The 19235-nt window shown below is 37.1% G+C and carries 21 protein-coding genes; 18 read left to right on the plus strand and 3 right to left on the minus strand.

Going from position 1 to position 19235, the window contains the following annotated elements:
- From ACTBZY_RS22625 to hxpB, 3 genes are all read left to right on the plus strand, one after another.
- A partial coding sequence (locus ACTBZY_RS22625; protein WP_463048672.1) for an NAD(P)/FAD-dependent oxidoreductase occupies positions 1 to 1051 on the plus strand: 1051 nt, incomplete at its 5' end.
- A complete protein-coding gene (locus ACTBZY_RS22630) occupies positions 1048 to 2829 on the plus strand; it encodes an ABC transporter ATP-binding protein (RefSeq protein ID WP_463048673.1) in 1782 nt (593 codons plus the stop codon). The genes ACTBZY_RS22625 and ACTBZY_RS22630, both read left to right, overlap by 4 nt.
- A gap of 53 nt (positions 2830 to 2882) precedes the next feature.
- Positions 2883 to 3548, plus strand: coding sequence for a hexitol phosphatase HxpB (gene hxpB / locus ACTBZY_RS22635; RefSeq protein ID WP_463048674.1), 666 nt, complete (start codon positions 2883 to 2885; stop codon positions 3546 to 3548).
- A gap of 88 nt (positions 3549 to 3636) precedes the next feature.
- Here hxpB and ACTBZY_RS22640 read toward each other — a convergent pair whose 3' ends face one another.
- Positions 3637 to 4065 carry a hypothetical protein gene (locus ACTBZY_RS22640; RefSeq protein WP_463048675.1) on the minus strand — a complete coding sequence of 143 codons (429 nt, stop codon included), beginning with the start codon at positions 4063 to 4065 and terminating at the stop codon, positions 3637 to 3639.
- A gap of 720 nt (positions 4066 to 4785) precedes the next feature.
- On the opposite strand from ACTBZY_RS22640, the gene ACTBZY_RS22645 reads away from it, so the two are divergent.
- From ACTBZY_RS22645 to ACTBZY_RS22655, 3 genes are read left to right on the plus strand one after another with little or no spacing between them, the layout of a single operon-like run.
- Entirely contained in the window at positions 4786 to 5685 is a 900-nt protein-coding gene (locus ACTBZY_RS22645; protein WP_463048676.1) for an alpha/beta hydrolase, read from the plus strand.
- 39 nt (positions 5686 to 5724) lie between these two features.
- Positions 5725 to 7785, plus strand: a complete 2061-nt coding sequence (locus tag ACTBZY_RS22650) for a family 20 glycosylhydrolase (protein WP_463048677.1) — start codon at positions 5725 to 5727, stop codon at positions 7783 to 7785.
- 42 nt (positions 7786 to 7827) lie between these two features.
- Entirely contained in the window at positions 7828 to 8745 is a 918-nt protein-coding gene (locus ACTBZY_RS22655; protein WP_463048678.1) for a DUF1593 domain-containing protein, read from the plus strand.
- A 121-nt stretch (positions 8746 to 8866) separates the two neighbouring features.
- Here the strand turns inward: ACTBZY_RS22655 and ACTBZY_RS22660 are convergent, their stop codons facing one another.
- The gene (locus ACTBZY_RS22660) at positions 8867 to 9745 is read right to left on the minus strand and encodes a hypothetical protein (protein WP_463048679.1); all 879 of its coding nucleotides are present in this window, start codon (positions 9743 to 9745) and stop codon (positions 8867 to 8869) included.
- Between the two features lie 351 nt (positions 9746 to 10096).
- Positions 10097 to 11191, minus strand: coding sequence for a fatty acid desaturase family protein (locus ACTBZY_RS22665; RefSeq protein WP_463048680.1), 1095 nt, complete (start codon positions 11189 to 11191; stop codon positions 10097 to 10099).
- A 203-nt stretch (positions 11192 to 11394) separates the two neighbouring features.
- On the opposite strand from ACTBZY_RS22665, the gene ACTBZY_RS22670 reads away from it, so the two are divergent.
- The 12 genes from ACTBZY_RS22670 to ACTBZY_RS22725 all read left to right on the plus strand — a co-directional run bounded on the left by ACTBZY_RS22670 (position 11395) and on the right by ACTBZY_RS22725 (position 19128).
- Entirely contained in the window at positions 11395 to 12702 is a 1308-nt protein-coding gene (locus tag ACTBZY_RS22670; protein WP_463048681.1) for a DEAD/DEAH box helicase, read from the plus strand.
- Between the two features lie 304 nt (positions 12703 to 13006).
- On the plus strand, positions 13007 to 13831 hold the full coding sequence (locus ACTBZY_RS22675) for a hypothetical protein (RefSeq protein WP_463048682.1): 825 nt from the start codon (positions 13007 to 13009) through the stop codon (positions 13829 to 13831).
- A gap of 134 nt (positions 13832 to 13965) precedes the next feature.
- Positions 13966 to 14958: a 2-hydroxyacid dehydrogenase gene (locus ACTBZY_RS22680; RefSeq protein ID WP_463048683.1), complete on the plus strand. Its 993-nt coding sequence runs from the start codon at positions 13966 to 13968 to the stop codon at positions 14956 to 14958.
- Between the two features lie 68 nt (positions 14959 to 15026).
- Positions 15027 to 15461 carry an RrF2 family transcriptional regulator gene (locus ACTBZY_RS22685; protein WP_463048684.1) on the plus strand — a complete coding sequence of 145 codons (435 nt, stop codon included), beginning with the start codon at positions 15027 to 15029 and terminating at the stop codon, positions 15459 to 15461.
- A 41-nt stretch (positions 15462 to 15502) separates the two neighbouring features.
- Positions 15503 to 15901 carry a group III truncated hemoglobin gene (locus tag ACTBZY_RS22690; protein WP_463048685.1) on the plus strand — a complete coding sequence of 133 codons (399 nt, stop codon included), beginning with the start codon at positions 15503 to 15505 and terminating at the stop codon, positions 15899 to 15901.
- Complete coding sequence (locus ACTBZY_RS22695; RefSeq protein WP_463048686.1) at positions 15898 to 16344, plus strand: hypothetical protein; 447 nt, start codon at positions 15898 to 15900, stop codon at positions 16342 to 16344. The genes ACTBZY_RS22690 and ACTBZY_RS22695 overlap by 4 nt, the downstream gene beginning before the upstream one ends.
- Positions 16345 to 16348: 4 nt before the next feature.
- Positions 16349 to 17074, plus strand: coding sequence for an iron-sulfur cluster repair di-iron protein (gene ric, locus ACTBZY_RS22700; RefSeq protein WP_463048687.1), 726 nt, complete (start codon positions 16349 to 16351; stop codon positions 17072 to 17074).
- Between the two features lie 9 nt (positions 17075 to 17083).
- Positions 17084 to 17551 carry a hemerythrin domain-containing protein gene (locus ACTBZY_RS22705; RefSeq protein ID WP_463048688.1) on the plus strand — a complete coding sequence of 156 codons (468 nt, stop codon included), beginning with the start codon at positions 17084 to 17086 and terminating at the stop codon, positions 17549 to 17551.
- Between the two features lie 68 nt (positions 17552 to 17619).
- Entirely contained in the window at positions 17620 to 17859 is a 240-nt protein-coding gene (locus ACTBZY_RS22710) for a hypothetical protein (RefSeq protein ID WP_463048689.1), read from the plus strand.
- Positions 17860 to 18001: 142 nt separating this feature from the next.
- Complete coding sequence (locus ACTBZY_RS22715; protein ID WP_463048690.1) at positions 18002 to 18523, plus strand: YceI family protein; 522 nt, start codon at positions 18002 to 18004, stop codon at positions 18521 to 18523.
- 91 nt (positions 18524 to 18614) lie between these two features.
- On the plus strand, positions 18615 to 18824 hold the full coding sequence (locus ACTBZY_RS22720; RefSeq protein WP_463048691.1) for a (4Fe-4S)-binding protein: 210 nt from the start codon (positions 18615 to 18617) through the stop codon (positions 18822 to 18824).
- Positions 18817 to 19128 carry a GNAT family N-acetyltransferase gene (locus tag ACTBZY_RS22725; protein WP_463048692.1) on the plus strand — a complete coding sequence of 104 codons (312 nt, stop codon included), beginning with the start codon at positions 18817 to 18819 and terminating at the stop codon, positions 19126 to 19128. The genes ACTBZY_RS22720 and ACTBZY_RS22725 overlap by 8 nt, the downstream gene beginning before the upstream one ends.
- The last annotated feature ends 107 nt before the right edge of the window (positions 19129 to 19235 follow it).

Genomic DNA, 19235 nt, shown 5'->3' on the forward strand with positions numbered 1-19235 from the left:
TACAGATATTAAGCAACTTAAAACTGAGATAGGCGTTGTAAATTACGATTATTTGGTGCTCTCCATGGGAGCCGACACCAATTATTATGGCATGGAGAATATCATGAAAAATGCCATGCCTATGAAGTGCATTTCGGAAGCCATATATCTCAGAAATAGAGTCTTACAAAATTTCGAAGACGCTCTTTCCGAGTCCGATGAGGTAGAAAAAGAAGGAATGATGTCTGTGGTCGTTGTTGGCGGTGGCCCAACAGGCGTTGAAATCTCTGGTACTTTGGCCGAAATGAGAAAGATAATCCTGCCCAAAGATTACCCCGAATTAGATTTCGAGAACATGAAAATATACTTGTTCCAGTCTTCTATGGGTGTTTTGCCGAGTATGTCTGATCAAGCTGCCGCAAAAGGAAAAGATTATTTAGAGGACCTTGGAGTTCAACTCCGACTTGGAGAAAGAATTTCAGATTTTGATGGCAGATACGCCACCACCGACAAAGGGGATAAAATCAGAACGAATAATGTGGTTTGGGCTGCTGGTATTATAAGCAATAAAATAGAAGGCATAAATCCTGAATCTTATGCCAGAAATGGCAGACTAGAAGTCAGCGACATTAACCTTGTTCAGGGTTATGAGGACATCTTCGCCATAGGAGATTTGGCCCAAATGACTTCCGATAAACTACCCTACGGACACCCAATGGTAGCTCAGCCAGCCATTCAGCAAGGAGAGCTCCTTTCCGAAAACATTCAGAAGATAATGAGAGGAGAGAAAACTAAGGCCTTTAAGTACAAAGACCTTGGCTCTATGGCCACAGTAGGAAGAAACTTAGCCGTGGTGGATTTACCGTTTTGGCGTTTTCAAGGTACATTTGCCTGGTATGTCTGGATGGTTGTTCATCTATTTTCTATTCTAGGCGTAAAAAACAAATTATTGATATTCATAAACTGGGTTTGGAACTACGTTACCTACGACCAGTCCCTCCGTTTAATCATAAGGCCAATGATGAAATTTGGCAAAAAAAACATTTTTAGCAGTACAGAAGAAGCTACATGAAGAACCTAGCCCACTTAAATAAATACCTCTTAAAATATAAATGGTATCTCATTACCGGAACTATTTTTACGCTAATTTCTAATCTTTTTGGTGTAGTTCCAGCTCAGGTCGTAAGGCATGCTCTAGATCTGGTCAAAGAAAACATTGACATCTATTTCATGTATAATGGTACGCAAGTACAAAATAACATGTACGATGTATTTATATATAGTCTTAGCGTTTATGGCGTGCTTATTTTAGCCATGGCCATTTTAAAAGGCTTTTTCCTTTTTTTGGTTCGTCAAACCCTCATAGTGATGTCTCGTCATATAGAGTTCGACATGAAAAATGAGATATTCGCTCACTACCAAACCCTCCCATTAAGCTTTTACAGACAGCATTCTACAGGAGATTTAATGACCAGAGTTTCTGAAGATGTCGGAAAAGTAAGAATGTATATTGGACCTTCCATTATGTATTTATTAAACATGATTACACTGGTAGTCATCATTTTGACTTACATGTTTTCTGTCAACGCACGTCTTACATGGTGGGTGCTTCTGCCTATGCCCATCCTTTCTTTGAGTATCTTTTTTGTGAGCAGTAGAGTCAATAAACGCTCCGCTTTGATTCAAAAGAGCTTATCTAAACTATCAAATTATGTGCAAGAGGCATTTAGTGGCATTAGAGTTTTAAAGGCTTTTGCCATGGAAAAAAGCTCTTACGAAAGGTTTAAGGTAGAAAGTAACATGTACAGAGATAAGCAATTAGACCTTACGAAGGTAGATGCACTTTTCTTTCCTATCGTAATGTTTTTGATAGGTTTGAGTACCGTGATATGCGTGTTTGTAGGAGGACAGGAGATTATTGCAGGCAATCTTACGCCAGGAAATATCACAGAGTTTATCATGTATGTTTTCATGCTGACTTGGCCACTCATAGCCTTAGGTTGGACCACCAGTCAAATTCAGCAGGCTGCGGCTTCGCAGGAAAGAATTAACGAATATCTAGCTCTTAAAAACGATATCGTTTCTGAGAAAAACTTGGATGTAACTATTGAAGGTGCTATCTCTTTTAAAAATGTCAATTTCACCTATCCAGATTCAGGAATTCATGCCCTGAAAAACTTTAGTCTGGAAATAGCTCCTGGAGAATCTGTAGCTATTTTAGGAACTACAGGTTCTGGAAAAAGTACCTTAGCAAATCTACTTTTAAGAATGTATGACACCTCTACGGGTGAAATAGACGTAGACCACCGAAACATCAAAGATTATAACATTCAGAAGCTTCGCTCTCAAATGGGCTATGTGCCCCAAGACGTCTTCCTTTTCTCTGATAGTATTAGAAATAATGTGAGATTTGGAAGTCCAGAAATTGGAGAAGAGGCCGTCATTCAGGCCACAAGAGATGCAGATTTGTATCAAAACATTATCGATTTTGAATATGGTTTTGATACACAAATAGGCGAAAGAGGCGTGACCTTATCTGGAGGTCAAAAACAACGCTTGTCCATAGCCAGGGCCATCGTTAGAGAACCTAAAGTACTTATTCTTGACGATTGTCTTTCTGCTGTAGATACCAATACCGAAAATATAATTTTGGGTAACTTGGAGCGTATCATGCAAGACAGAACGAGTATAATCATCTCTCACAGAGTGAGTTCTGCTAAATTGGCTCAAAAAATTATCGTACTCGACGATGGACTGATAGTGGAAGAAGGTACACACGAAAGCTTAATGGAAAAAAACGGTGTTTATAAAGAACTGTACGACAAACAACTGAGTACCGAAGAAGCCTAGTATCAAACTTTAAAGAAATCCTTTTCCAAAAATACTGACTTATAATTATGACTATGAAAACGCTAGACACTTCAAAAGTTAAAGCCATAATATTTGATATGGACGGCCTACTGGTAAACTCAGAACCCTGCTGGCATATCGCAGAGAAAGTCGTTTTTGGTAAAGTAGGTATAACCTTGACCACTGCTCAATGCATTGAAACCACTGGCAAGCCTGTGAAAGACGTGATTCAATTTTGGTATGCTAAGCAAGCTTGGCCAAATCCAGATTTTGATAGCATGGAAACAGAGCTTTTTGCGGAAGCTACAAAAGCCATCAAAGAAACTGCACCATTAATGCCTGGTGTACTAGAAACATTAGAATGGGCACAAAATAAAAATTTCAGTATAGGTTTGGCTTCCGCTTCGCCCATTGCTATGATTGAAATGGTTTTAGAGAAATTCAACCTTTTCAACAAATTTGAATTTTATCATTCTGCCGAATTGGAAAAATTCAACAAACCAGACCCTGCCGTATATTTAACCGTAGCCAAGAGACTTCAGACTCCAATAGAAAACTGCTTGATTTTAGAGGATTCGGGCAATGGTGTAAAAGGAGCTGTTGCTTCAGGGGCTCAGGTCGTGGCAGTTCCTGCCAAAGAAGAATTTGAGGAGGAAAAATTTAATATCGCAGATGTGAAAATTGCTTCTCTTTTGGGATTGCCAGAGCTATTTTCTTAGGCGATATAAACAAAAAACAGGCAACCCAGAAGGCTGCCCGTTTAACATTACTCAAAACTATTACTCAATTTTTTATAGGAACGCACTCTTAGTGATTCTGTCTTTTACTGCGATCATACCTTTTGAAATCATCCACCTTTGAGCGTTCGCGGTCTCTGGTTTCTTTCATGATCATCCTGTTCAAATCATTCAAATCTTCCTTCAATTCCTGAGTTTCTCTTCCGGTTATTCTACCATTTCTCATGAATTTGTTTTCCTTCATTTCTATTCTTTCTGCATACTCTAATAACCTCTTGGCTTCATGAGATGTAATAGCTCCAGAAACTATTCCATCTGCTATTCTTTCACGTGCCTGTTTTTGATAAGAATTGATACTGGAAGCCCTCGATTTAGATGGTATGTGATGCGAATTCCCATTATAGGCATAAGATTTATTCTGGCCATTATTTGAATACTGTGCCATGGAAGTTCCTACTATCATGGTCATTACGGTCAATAGTGCTATTAGCTTTTTCATAATTGTAAATGTTTAAGAATTGAAATTTGAATAACTCTCCAAAGGCTTTTTGTTGAATTATACCTCTTAGATGCAGGCTGAATCATGAAGGTTTATTTTGCCTGTTGTTAACGATTGTTAATGAGAAATTACCTCTAAATAAATTTCTCGAAGACTGGACAATTTCCGAGTACCCCTCCTACGTTATAAAGGCATAATTCTAAACACAGATTATACATGGGTCATAAGACCAATACTTATAAAAGCTTAAAATAGTGGTTTATTTTAGGGGTTAGACAAGAGCTTCCGAATCTTCGGAAGCTTTTTCTTTTTATGACAATGAGCCCACCATGACCGCTTCAATTATCTTCATTCTGATAGGTTTAGTGATTTTGGGGTCACTACACCTTAAAAAGCAGATGTATCAAATACGCTAATTCAAATTATGTAGATATCTTAGTGGTCTTATTCGTTCAACCTGGATTATGCGTTGGGAAATCGTTTTAAGTTGCAATAAATCAGACAATAAAAGGAAATTAGCATAGCGTTTTCCCTGAGTTAATGTCGAAGGGATATGTTGATTGAGTTTAAATGGGTTTACGTACTGATTTGTGTTACCCTGAGCTTGCCGATGGGAAGCAATTTAGCTACGGTCCCGATAGCTATCGGGAGATTGCCTAATGCATAAAGCGAGTTCAACCCATATATGAATAAAACCCTATTATAAAACAAAACCTATTCATGAAATTTACGCTCGTATTCTCTTTTATTCTCCTAACTACAGGACTGAATGCTCAACAAATCATTCCACTCTACGATACTGAAATACCGAATAGTATTCCGAATGAAATGAAAGAAAATAGACTAGAAAAAGATGGTCTTCTATTCGGTTACAATAAAATATCCCTACCCACCTTAGAAATTTTCTTATCCGAAAAACCTTTGGCAAACGGTGCTGCAGTCGTGATTTGTCCTGGAGGTGGCTATGCCATGGAAAGCTATATAAAAGAAGGTACCGCCATTGCGAAAGAATTCAATGCCAATGGCATCTCTGCATTTCTTCTCAAATACAGGCTTCCGAGTAATGAAATCATGTCCAATACTTCCATCGGTCCTTTACAAGATGCTCAGCAAGCTCTAAAGCTGGTAAGAGAAAATGCCAAAGAATGGAATGTCAATATTGATTTAGTTGGCATAATGGGATTTTCTGCTGGTGGACATTTGGCGAGTACGGCAGGCACTCATTTCGACAAATCATATATTCCAAACCCCAATAATGCCAACCTCAGACCAGACTTTATGATTTTGGTATATCCTGTTATCAGCATGAAAGATGAACTGGCTCATGCGGGCTCCAGAAGAAACCTTTTAGGCGAAAAGCCAAACGAAGAACTAAAAAGTCTTTTTTCTAATGAGCTGCACGTTAGCTCAAACACCCCTCCTACGTGGATAACACATACCGGAGACGACACCGTGGTTCCTGTAGAAAATAGCATCTTGTTTTATCAGACTTTACTCGAAAACAAAGTGTCTGCAGAAATGCATCTTTACCCAAAAGGGAATCATGGATTTGTGCTTTCTATTCCCACCAATGAATGGATGCCTTCTATTTTCAAATGGTTAGAAACCAGCATTTTTTAAAGACACAAAGATTTACAATCATGACCAACCCTAACTAAAATGAACAAACTAAAATCCCTTATTCTATTCGCTTCCTTCTTTACATTCTTGTCTTGTGGTTCCAAAAAAGTAGGAGAATTCAAAGTTTTACCACAGCCTCAAAAATTTGAAATTTCGGGAGCGAGTTCTTTGGAGCATAACAGTCTAAAAACAGCCTTCTCTCCCAAAAGCGATTCGCTACCATTATTAAGTCAAGTATTTGAGAACTTACAAACTAGTGATAAGGAATCTGATGCTCAAATCATCTATAGTATAGATAGTACCATAAACGTGGAAGCAGAAGGCTATTCTATGGACATTTCTGAGGATAAAGTTCAAATTATAGGCAAAGACCAATCGGGTTTATTTTATGCCTTTAAAACGCTAGAACAACTCCTTACTGATGCTTACGACCAAAAAGTAACCTTGCCTATATGCCATATAGAGGATTATCCTTTATTGTCTTATCGTTCCATTCACTTGGACATGAAACATCATATGGAGCAATTGAACTACTACTACAACCTGATTGACAAACTGGCCTTATACAAAATCAATGGCATCATTATCGAAATAGAAGACAAATTACAATTTAGCCTACAGCCAGAAGTCGCTTCTGCAGATGCCCTCAGTAAAGAAGAATTCCAAAAACTGAATAATTATGCCAAAGAAAGACACATAGAAATTAGTCCATTAGTACAGGGGCTTGGGCATGCTTCCTTTATTCTAAAGCACGATAAATACAAAGAGCTTAGAGACGATCCAGAAAGCGACTGGGCCTTTAATCCACTTAATCCTAAAACTTATGAGGTACAATTTGACCTATACAAAGACGCCATTGAGGCCCTTCCAGATGGCAAATACCTGCATATTGGCGGAGATGAGGTGCATACCACGGGAAGAAACAGTGGTAAAAGTTCTTTGGAACTTCAATTGATTTGGCTCAACAAAGTCTGCAAATTTGCCGAAGAGCATGGAAGAATACCTATTTTCTGGGACGACATGCCTTTGAAAGATTCGGGTGTTTACGAATCGATGTTTGACTCTAAACAGAGTCAAGAAGAAGTAGATAAAATATGGAAAGAGAATGAGCATAAACTATTAGCCTTTCTTGACCAGCTTCCTAAAAACTGTATTTACATGCGATGGAACTATAGCAACTCCGACGCCCTTGGAAATGGCAAAGCCATGAAATGGTTTCTGGATAATGACTTGCAAGTAATGGGTGCCACAGCAGGACAAACCAGATGGGTATTAATGCCACAAGAAGAAAGCAACATGAACAATATCAGGTCTTTTGTTAAAGCTTCTATTGACAATAAACTGAATAGGTTATTTCTAACACTTTGGGATGACGACTCCCCTCATTTTGAGCTTTACATGCGTGGTATTCTGGCTTTTGCGGAATATTCTTGGGCTGGAGAACAAAGATCAAAAGAAGAAATTAAAGCAGCACACAGACAGCGAGAATTCGCATCTGAATTGGCTCCAGCAGCATACGGTTTTATTGATGACTTGGAAGTACAAGTCGCTTTTTGGAAAAATGCTCTTTTGAAAGAAAACAAAAGAAATTATCTTATGAAGATGGAGAATGCATTGACCGACGGTGTCATAGATTTACCTCTTTTGGATAAAAAAGGAATTTGGAGTGCAGAAAACGAAGAGCGACTGGCAAAAGCAAAAACGGCTTTTGATAGCTATCAAAAAACGGCGGCCATCATAGCAGATATGAAATCCAAAGCCAATAGAAATATTTATACGCTGGAAGTTTATGAGCAGGTCAATGAAATGATTGGTTTCACCTCCAATGCTCTTTTAAGTCTAGAAAGGCTGGACAAAGCCAAAACAGAAGCGGAAACCGCAACGGCCTTAGCAAGCATTAAAACCTTAAGTGATGATTTTAGTAAAAAGAGAAGCAAACTTGAAACGGTATATAGTAAAACCAGGGTTTTGAATAAACCAGCCAATTATATCTTAGATCAAGATCATCATTCACATTTGGCCAATCAGTCGGTCAATTTCGACTGGCAGTTTTATGCAGAAATGCTGTTCTTAGAAAAAATAGCTCAAACCTATCCATAAGCTTATATCAGAACCATGAAATGTATCTATAGCCTTTTCTTTATGCTCTTCATTTTAGGCTGCAAAATGGCAGAAGACAGACCGAATATTATTATCAGTACGGATATTGGCGGCAGCGACCCTGACGATTATCAGTCTATGGTACATTTATTGGTTTATGCAGACCGATTTAATCTAAAAGGCATCATTAGTTCTCCGCCACATCAAGGACGAAAGGAACATATAGAAGAGGTAATTAAAGCGTACCAAAAAGATTATAAGTACCTAAAAAAACATGGTTCAGATTTCCCTACGCCTGAATATCTGATGAGCATAACCAAGCAAGGGGCTACGGAACCTCAAGCCCATGAAAAGCCAGAACATCTAAGTGAAGGAGCCAGCTGGATGATACAAAAAGCAGATGAGATAAAACCCAAACCGCTCTATGTCTTGGTTTGGGGCTCTATGACCGATGTGGCTGAGGCTCTTCATCAGAAACCGGAAATAAAAGAAAACCTAAGGGTTTATTCTATTGGCTCATGGAATACCGTTCAAGACAGCAGCTCACGAAATTATATCTTCCAAACACATCCGGATTTATGGTGGATAGAAAACAACACCACTTTTAGAGGCATGTATATGGGAGGATATCAAGAAGACAGCTACGAAAACACCGCTTTTACCGAAGCTCACATTAAAGACCATGGAGCTTTAGGAAACCTGTTTTACCAGAAAAAGAAAGACATCAAAATGGGTGATACGCCTAGTGTCTTATACTTTCTAAATGGCGATATAGAAAATCCGGAAGCCGAAAGTTGGGGTGGTGTCTTTGTTCCTACCAAGCATGGGGCTCATTTTTGGACCGATAACCCTGCAGATTCTCTTCATGAAAAAAACAGAGCTGGAGCCAAAACGGTCAATAAATATCGGAAACAATTTTTGGACGATTGGGCACAGAGAATGGCATGGTTAAGAGATTAATCTTACCTAAAAAGTCTTACAAACCATAGATAAACCTCCAATGCTTATATAAGATCTGGTTTATCTAAAAATTGATTATCTCCAGAAATGGTCATAAATCCTTATTTGAATGACATCTCTGCTATTCGGAACAATCCACATATTTTGTTTTATCTTCTTTGGTGAAAGCATACCTCGGAATTGGTTGCTCATAATATAGGATAAGGCCATTTCGCTTCTCTGCCTGTTCTAAATTCCTCACACATATCTCGTCTATAAAGCTGCCATCCGTATGCAATTCAACCAGGTTTTGAGCATCCGACACATCCAAATGTTTCATATAGAAATTGCCTGTACAGTACACGCGTTGAAGATTTGTGCAATTTTCAAAATCCATTGAATTGATATGAAGATTATCTAAAAAATTTACTTCTCTAAGCCATGATGACCTATTTATACAAGCAAAATCTATTTCTTTAATCCGTGAACCTGCAATGTGTAAATAGTTTAGAGAAGGAGTTCTTGGAAGGCTAATCTGTCTTAGGTCACGAGAATCTGATATATGCAAATAAAATAGATGCTCCATAGCTTTTAAATCAAGTGAATCTACTTGTGATGATTGAAATGTTAATTCTCGTAAATTGGGAACATTCAGTACCACATTACCACTATTTTGATAACCTCCCTTAAGGTAAAGTGTTTTTAAGGCTGTAAAATGCTCCAAATCTTGCCACCCCTTCTTTAAATTCGTATTGAGATATCTTAAATGTTTGAAATGGGCTCTATCGGCCTGCATATCTTCTGAAAGAAAATCTTGGTAATTTAAACTGTCTATACTTCGTATTTCTAGTTCTCGCATTCTCCCGTTGACTATCCCATCTGCATCTAGCCCATTGTCTACCAGATATTTCTCAAAATCCGTATTGCTTATCGTTACAAAGGGACCAATATCTTTTTCATTGCAGGATGTGAAAACAAGAAAAATTCCAAAAAGCAAGTATATTATTGTGTTGTTTTTCATTTTGAAATGTAGATTTTTTATCTGGAGTAAAACCCCTAGAAATCTAGGTAAAGTTTAAAAGTGTGGGTTCCTAAGTGAAATTCCGAAATCTTTTGAAAAACAACAACATGTTTTATAAAAATTCAAATGGTAAAGTACTTTGCATTTTTTACCTTTTAAAGTTCTACTCCAATTCATTCCCTAATTTTCAAAACTGTAGAAGGTCATCTATAAACCAGTAAGAGTCATAAGTAAAAAGTATACTTTGAGAATTGCGTAATAGACAATATGCTTAAAATTACGCATAAAAAGAGGCTGTCTCTTATTTTTGAGACAGCCTCCTTTTGCATAATACGAATATTTCAGACGAACCTAAGCGGCTCCCATACCAAGCTTATTTAGGACTGAAAAATGGCTTTTCAGTGCACCATAAAATGTCTTATGATGGTTATAAGGCACATTATATTCTAAAGCCGTAGCCTTTACAATTTTGGAAATATCTTTATAATGCACATGGCAAATGTTTGGAAACAAATGATGTTCAATCTGATAATTAAGACCTCCAATAAACCACGAAAAGAAAGTGCTGCCGTTGGCGAAATTTGACGTAGTTCTCATTTGGTGAATAGCAAAACTATTTTCTAAAGTACCCGATTCATCTGGCATAAAGAAATCCGTTTCTTCTAATACATGTGCACATTGAAAAATCAAAGCTAAAGCTTGACCGCAGATAGCGTGCATTAATAAAAAGCCTAAAAGCGTTTGCCACCAAACTAAACTAGATAGCGTGAGTGGCAAAACTATAAATATGATGACATAAAGCAGCTTAGCGAAGAATATCTCAATAGAAGCTCTTAATATGGAAATACCTTGCTCCTGCACTAAGTTTTCTTTCCCATATTTGACAGTTTGCTCAATATCTTTACCTATAAACCAGTAGAGTGACAGTAGGCTGTATAAAAACGGAGCATAAAATATTTGATATTTATGAAACGATTTCTGCACCTGATGAGGGGAAAGCCTCAACGAGTTGTTTTTTGAGATATCATCATCTAAACCCTGAATATTTGTAAAAGTATGATGAAGCACATTATGCTGAATCCTCCAATTTATGTGATACCCACCTACAAAATTAATGATGAGTCCTACGAAACTATTGACGTTTTTATTCTTTGAGTAAGAACCATGATTAGCATCATGCATCACAGACAATCCTATACCTGACATACCAAAACCCATCAATGCCCAAAGACCCATATTTCCTGCCACAGAGCTCACCATGCCACTAAGTATAAAGCCATAAGGAATAAAATAAAGGCCACACATGAAAATAGTTTTGAAAACCATGCTGGCATTTCCTTGCTTAGAAATGTTATTGTTTTTAAAATGGGCATTGACCCTTTTCACCACTTCTCTAAAAAATTCCGGTTGACTCCGGATGTTAAACTTCACTCCTTCTCCTCTCATTCTTGCCTTTAGTTTGTTTTAGAAGGCGACAAATTAGAAAATAACGAAGACAATCAAGCCACTTCTGTCTTTTATAATTGTTAATTTTTCATAATGAACGGCACATGATTCTACAAAATCAGTAATTCCGACAACAAAAATGATTGTTATAGCATCCGATAAATTAAGGTGGTAGGACTGTATAAAATGGATAGATTTGCACCATGAAAAAAGAGCAGCAAGAAATCTTAGACAAATTGGGTATAGCAGAACTCAATGCCATGCAGATAGAATCTATTAAGGCTATCGCCAATAATAATGAAGTGGTGCTGCTCTCCCCTACTGGTTCAGGTAAAACCTTGGCATTTTTACTGCCATTAGTTGCTAACCTTGACCCTAAATCTGAAGAGATACAAGCCTTGATCTTGGTCCCGTCAAGAGAACTTGCCATTCAAATAGAGCAAGTAACCAGAGAAATGGGAAGCGGTTATAAAATCAATGCCGTTTATGGAGGTCGCTCAGGCTCAAAAGACAAAATGGAGCTCAAGCATTCCCCGGCGATTCTAATAGGTACACCAGGAAGAATAGCTGACCACATTAGAAGAGAAAACATCGCTACACAGTTTATCAAAACATTGGTGCTCGATGAGTTTGACAAATCTCTGGAAACTGGTTTTGAAAAAGAAATGAAGGAGATAGTGGAGTCTCTTCCTGTTTTAGACCGGAAAATATTAACATCTGCTACACAAAAAGCCCAAATACCAGAATTCTTAAGATTGAAATCTCCTAAGTTTATCAACTTCTTATCGGAATCCGAAAGCAAGCTTAAGTTTAAAACGGTAGTTGCCACTACCAAAAACAAACTGGATGCATTGGGCAATCTGATTGCTCATATAGGAAATGGTAACGGTATCATCTTCTGTAATCTGAAAGACACCATCCAGGTTGTCACAAGCTTTCTCGAGAGGAAAAAGATTGGACACGAATGTTTTTTTGGAGGTATGGAGCAGCTTGACAGAGAAAGAGCATTGATAAAATTCAGAAATGGCAGTAGTAAAATATTAGTAGCAACAGATTTGGCTGCTAGAGGCATAGATGTGCCAGAAATAGATTTCATTATTCATTTTCAGCTTCCATTTAAGAAAGAAGAATTTACACATAGAAACGGGCGAACAGCCAGAATGCACAGCGAAGGAACCGCTTACATCATAAGAGGTAAGGATGAAAAACTACCCGAGTTCATTAAAGACTCAGAAGAAATATACTTAGGAGAGCCGGATAACGAAGTAGAAGGCATAGGGTGGACCACGCTATTTATTTCTGGCGGAAGAAAAGATAAAATCTCAAAAGGTGATATTGCTGGTCTATTTTTCAAACAGGGAGAACTTCAAAAAGAAGAATTGGGCAATATAGAACTAAAGCAAGATTGTGCCTTTGTGGCCGTACCGAGTAACAAAGTTGAGAAACTCATAGCCTCTTTGAATAATACAAAACTTAAAACTAAAAAAGTAAGAATAAGTGAGTTGAAATAACGCTCGCTATCTCTTTATTAATTTTAAGAAATGTGCTTGTGTAGAAATTGATTATTACTAGGCAGAAATAAGTCTCTATCAAGCTTGTCTTTAAATCTATGATCTTATGCTAAGGATAACTAGTTTATACAGAGACTTTAATAATCCTCGAATTTCAAATTCTGAACCCCTGAAGGTTGAAAAATACCTTTAGAGAAGCATACGTCGTTTTATAAAAAAAGTGCAATTGGAAACTACATAATCATTAATTTTGTAGTAGCATAAATTCATAGTCTTTCACAGAGGTCACCGTGTTTAAATAGTCATGAGATTCACATTAGTTTTAGCTTTTTTAAGTACGATTTCTTTTCTCAGCATTGCCCAGACACCCCATCATCTTAACCAGAAACAAGATTTTCACAGATTCTATTTTTATGGCGGCTGGAACAGCGGTAGATTCACCAAATCTGATATCACTTTTTCAGGAGTAGATTACGACTTCTTATTGAAAAAAGTGGTGGCCAAAGACAGGCAAACACCTTTTAGTGTAGATCAATATATCAATCCTAAAAATGTGACCATTCCGCAGTATAACTTTAGAATTGGCTACTTTATAAAGAAAAACTGGGATGTTTCATTTGGAATAGATCACATGAAATATGTGATGGAGGCTAATCAGACCGTCAAAATCACTGGAGAAATAGCCAATTCAGGTACGCCATACGATGGAGTCTATCATAATAATGACATCAAACTGACGGAGGACTTTCTAAAATTTGAACATACGGATGGCCTTAACTACGTCAATACAGCTGTAAGACGTTCTCAAGAGCTATTAGATTTCAACAAAATCACGGTGAACGGCGTTTTGGGAGCTGGTGTAGGTATTTTATATCCACGAACCAATACCACTTTACTGAGTAGAGCGAGAAACGATGAATTTCACCTTTCTGGATTTGGACTAGATGGCAGTGTAGGCTTGAACGTCACATTCTTTGACGGTTTCTTTATCCAGTCGGAGTTAAAGGGTGGTTATATTAACATGCCAGACATTACCACTACCATGTCTTCTGCAGACAAAGCCAGTCAAGATTTCTTTTTTGGCCAAGGCAACATCGTTTTTGGAGCTATTATTAAAATCAAAAAGTAGATTCTGCAACTTATCATATTCTTGTAGAACCTTAAATGACTGTCCTCATATTGAGCATACTTTCAGCAATTTTCGTGGCGAATAAAATTTCAAATAGCTAAATTCACGTCTAGTTATTTCAATAAACACCATACATGAAAACAGCCGTTTTTAGCACACAGTCATACGACAAAGAATATTTAGACAAGTTTAAAGAAAGCCTTGACTTGACTTATTTTGAGGCTTCATTAGATACCTCCACGGTTTCTCTGACCATAGGATACGACATCGTCTGTGCCTTTGTCAACGACAAGCTAGATAAAGCAACCATTGAGATACTTGCTCAAAATGGCGTAAAAGCCATCGCTATGAGATGTGCTGGTTATAATAATGTGGACTTAGCGGCAGCCGAAAAGCATAAGCTAAAAATCATGAATGTGCCTGCTTACTCCCCACATGCCATAGCAGAGCATGCCGTTGCCCTTATTTTAACCTTAAACAGGAAAACCCACAAAGCTTATAATAGAGTAAGAGAAGGGAATTTCTCTTTACAAAATTTAACGGGATTTGACCTTTTTAATAAAACCGTAGGGGTTGTTGGCACTGGCGAAATTGGAGCTATATTTTGTAAAATCATGCTCGGTTTTGGCTGTAAAGTACTGGCTTTTGACATTAACGAATCTGAGGAATTAAAAGCTGCAGGTGTCAATTTTAAACCTATTGAAAGTATTTTATCCGAATCAGACATTATTTCACTTCACTGCCCACTTAATCCCAAGACCTTTCATTTGCTAGACCAGAAAGCCTTTGGTATCATGAAAAAAGGAGCCATGCTGATTAACACTAGTCGTGGAGGCGTCATTGACACCTCAGCAGCCATTGAAGCCTTAAAAAATAGGCGTTTGGGTTATTTAGGAATTGATGTATATGAACAAGAGGATAAACTTTTCTTCCAAGATCTGTCGGAAAGTGTGATTCAGGACGATGAAATTCAGCGTCTTATTAGCTTCCCTAATGTTTTGATTACTGCTCATCAAGGTTTCTTCACGAAAGAAGCTTTAGACCAGATAGCGATAACCACACTAAAAAACATCTCTGATTTTGCTTCAGGGAAAGAAATAAAAAACGAAGTGAAACAGACTAAATAATACTGGACATATATGTCCAGTATTAAAATTTATGCTTATCTTTGTGCAACACAAAAAACGAATTATAGATGTTTTCAAAATCTTGCGAATACGGTATCAAAGCCTCTATTTATATAGCTGAACAATCTCATTTAAGCAGAAAAGTAGGTTTAAAAGAAGTGGCTAAATCCATTAATTCGCCTGAAGCATTTACTTCTAAAATATTACAACAGCTTACTAGAAGTAAAATTCTCATCTCTGAAAAAGGACCAAATGGTGGTTTCTCAATAGCACAAGATACGCTTCAAACCGTAACATTAAGCCATGTAGTGGCTTCCATAGATGGTGACCAAATTTATACGGGTTGTGGATTAGGTTTGGAGCTTTGCAATGAAAAAAAACCCTGCCCGGTACATGAGCAATTTAAGAAAGTAAGGGACGAACTTAGACTAATGCTAGAAACCACCACTTTAAAGTCCTTGGCTTTTGAATTATCGGAGGGTTTGACGTTTTTGAAAAGGTAAAAATTTGAACAAATATTGGATAATTTTATCCACTACTAATTATGAAAGCAATTGAAAAAGACATTCTTAACCTGACAGACATTAAAGTTTTGGTTGATACATTTTATGACAAGATAAGGCAAGACGGTTTACTCGGACCAATATTCAATGCCCGAATTAAAGATAAATGGCCAGAACATTTAGACAAAATGTATCGTTTTTGGCAAACCATATTGTTGGAAGAACATACCTATCATGGAAGTCCATTTGTGCCACATGCAAAACTACCGGTGGATAAAGAACACTTTGACCAATGGATAAAACTCTTTTATGAAACCGTTGATTCGCTTTTTGAAGGTGAGAAAGCGGAAAGGGCTAAATGGCAAGGTGAAAGAATGGCTGAGATGTTTCATTCTAAAATAGAATATTATAAAAAGCATACTTCTCAAACGATCTTATGAGCACGGTTAAGAGTCCTATTATTGTGATGTCCGCCTTCCTTTGGATAGGTTTTATATGTGCCATCAGTTTTTTAGAGGCTTGGCTAAAATTTCAAGCACCAGGAATAACACTTTCGCTGGGTTTGGGTATAGGGAGGTTAGTTTTTAATACACTAAACAAGGTAGAATGGGTATTTGCCGTGGCTATCTTAATGAACCTCCTGATACAAGCCCGACTTAACTTCAGGCTATCAACTATCGCTTATTTTATACCCTTGGTTCTTTTAATTATTCAAACCAACTGGCTGCTTCCCGCATTAGACCATAGGGCAGAAATGCATATTCAAAATCGTAACATACCACCATCAAACATACACTTTTACTATGTGGGCTTTGAGGTCTGCAAGGTTCTTTCCTTAGCATTTTTTGGCATTACACAATTCGAAAAACAAATTAAAAACTAGTACAATGAAAATTACAGAACAACAAAACATTGGAGCTTTAGTGGCAGAAAACTATAAAGCAGCATCCGTTTTCAAAAACCACAAAATAGACTACTGCTGCAATGGCAACAGAACGATTGCAGACGTATGTCAATCGCAAGACCTTAATGCGGCAGACCTTATAGATAAATTAGAAAACACTCTAAACACAACATCCAGTCAAAACATTGACTATAAATCATGGCCGGCCGATTTATTAGCAGATTATATAGAGAAAAAACACCATAGATATGTGGAAGAAAAGATACTTGAAATAAAACCTCTTCTTGAAAAAATCTGTGAGGTACATGGTCAAAACCACCCTGAGCTTTTAGAAATAAAAGAGCTCTTCGTAGCCTCTGCCGGCGAGTTAACAGCCCATATGAAAAAAGAAGAGTTTATCCTGTTTCCTTTTGTAAGGAAAATGGTACAGCAAAAGCAGGGTTCAGAAGAAATGAACGCACCTCATTTTGGTTCGGTAGAAAACCCTATTGATATGATGAAACATGAACATGAAACCGAAGGTGAGAGATTTGTAAAAATAGCCAAACTTTCTAATAACTATACACCACCATCTGATGCTTGCAGCACTTTCAAAGTAACCTATGCACTGTTAAAAGAATTTGAGGAAGACCTTCATCTGCATATTCATTTAGAAAATAATATTCTATTTCCACAAGCCATTAAAATGGAAAAGCAACTTGTTCATTAAACCTTCAAAATGGAAATTAACAAACCCATAAAGAGAGATAAATCCCTTCAGTTTTTAAGTAGAGAGCATCACCATTCTTTACTGCTCTGCTGGAAAATAAGAAGGGGTTTTCAAAAGCCTGTGGAAACAGATAGGATTAAGAATTATGCAGATTGGTTTTTTGAACATCATATTGCCCCACATTTTGAGATAGAAGAACAGTACATCTACCCTATCCTTGGAAAGGAAAACCCACTCGTCAAAAAGGGGATATCTGAACACAGACGACTTAAAAGGCTTTTTAAAGAAAAGAAAGATGTTTATAAATCTTTAAATCATATAGAAGAGGAACTAGAAAATCACATCAGATTTGAAGAACGCGTACTTTTTCAAGAGGTTCAAAAGGTGGCTACCCCTAAACAAATGAAGGATATTGAGCTTATGCATCAAGAAACGAAGTTCGAAGATAATTTAGAAGACATATTTTGGGCCAAATAAGATTTACGCTCCTCTATAATGGGTATCAGAAAGTTATAAAGACCGAGAGCAACACATATAAAAACCTAATGTTTCTCCTCAAAGAACATTACCCTGATGATGATTTTGGTGAATGTGGCGGTATGGGAAGATGTGCCACCTGCTTAATTAAAGTTACAGGGCTAAAAGGAGCGGCATTGGAAAGAGACAGAAATGAAGTGGCTACTTTAACTAAGTTTGGTCAATACCATCCAGACGTCAGACTGGCTTGTGGGCTAAACATTAGCTCAGACTTGGAAGAAACAGTAATTGAAATATTAGAAAACTAATTAAGATTTGGGTCAAAACACTTTAAAAAGTATCCACGGTTTCCATTGCTATCGGCTAACAAAACTCCCTTTTCCTGAATGTTAAAAACTTATTCAGCGTTTAGGAAGTATCTTGTACTCATAAAACACATTTGACATCAACATGAAAAAACTACTTCTATTACTTTTTACAGCCATATTATCGCTTAACATTCAGGCTCAAAGTATTGACGCTCAAAAATCTACCGTCAACTTTAAAATTTCTAACATGAAGATAAATACCGTAAAAGGGACTTTTACTGGAATGAACGGAAAAATAAAATTTAACGAAAAAGATTTAGATAATGCCAGTTTCGATGTCTGTTTAGATGCCGCAACGATAAACACAAATAACAAAAACAGAGACAAAACGCTTAAAGAAGCTGGATTCTTTGACGTCGAAAAGTACCCTAAAATCTGTTACAAATCTACCTATGTTTATGTAACTCCAGACGGTTTTGAAACCAAAGGACAATTAACCATGCATGGCATTACCAAAGAAGTAATAATTGATTTCACTCACTCAGCCAAGCATTATAACGGGAACCTTGTAGTTAATAGAGAAGATTTTAAAATTGGAGATAGTATGGGGAGTTTCTTTATTGGTAATACCGCAAAAATGGAGATTGATTGTTTTATAAAATAATGTTACGGTCACTTTACAGTGAAAAATCTGTCTGACAGCATTTCTATATATGTAGAGAACTCCTTAACTTTAGATTAAAATAATCAGAACCATGAAAAACAAAACATATAGCAACGGAGAAGTCACCATTCTATGGCAAGCAGATAAGTGTACGCATGCTGGTATTTGTGTAAAAACTTTACCCCAGGTTTATAACCCAAAAGACAGACCATGGATTAAACCAGAAAATGCCACGGGTGAAGAAATTATAGCTCAAGTAGCTCAATGCCCATCTGGTGCTTTAAGTATAGTTAATGAGTAAGGATTTAGAAATAATTCAAACCCCAACAAACGAAAGGAAAGGTATTTTCAAAGCCTATTTAAACGGACTGGAAGCAGGGGAAATGACTTACACTTGGGCTGGTACCAAGAAATTCATCATCGATCATACGGGTGTCTATGATGGCTTTAGTGGAAGAGGAATTGGTAAAGAATTGGTAAAGGCTGGTGTAGCATTTGCCAGAAAAGAAAACATCAAAATATTGCCGCTTTGTCCATTCGCTAAACGCTATTTTGAGAGTAATCCAGACATTCACGATGTACTTTATAAAGCTGAGATTAAATAAGGAACTTCAGCTTTTTTAATTTCACCCTATTTCGTAAACAAATTTATTTTTACAAATAAACGTCTATACCAATAAGGTTACCTCTTCATTTCATTTTCTCCTAAGTA

Source organism: Arcticibacterium sp., assembly GCF_055134445.1.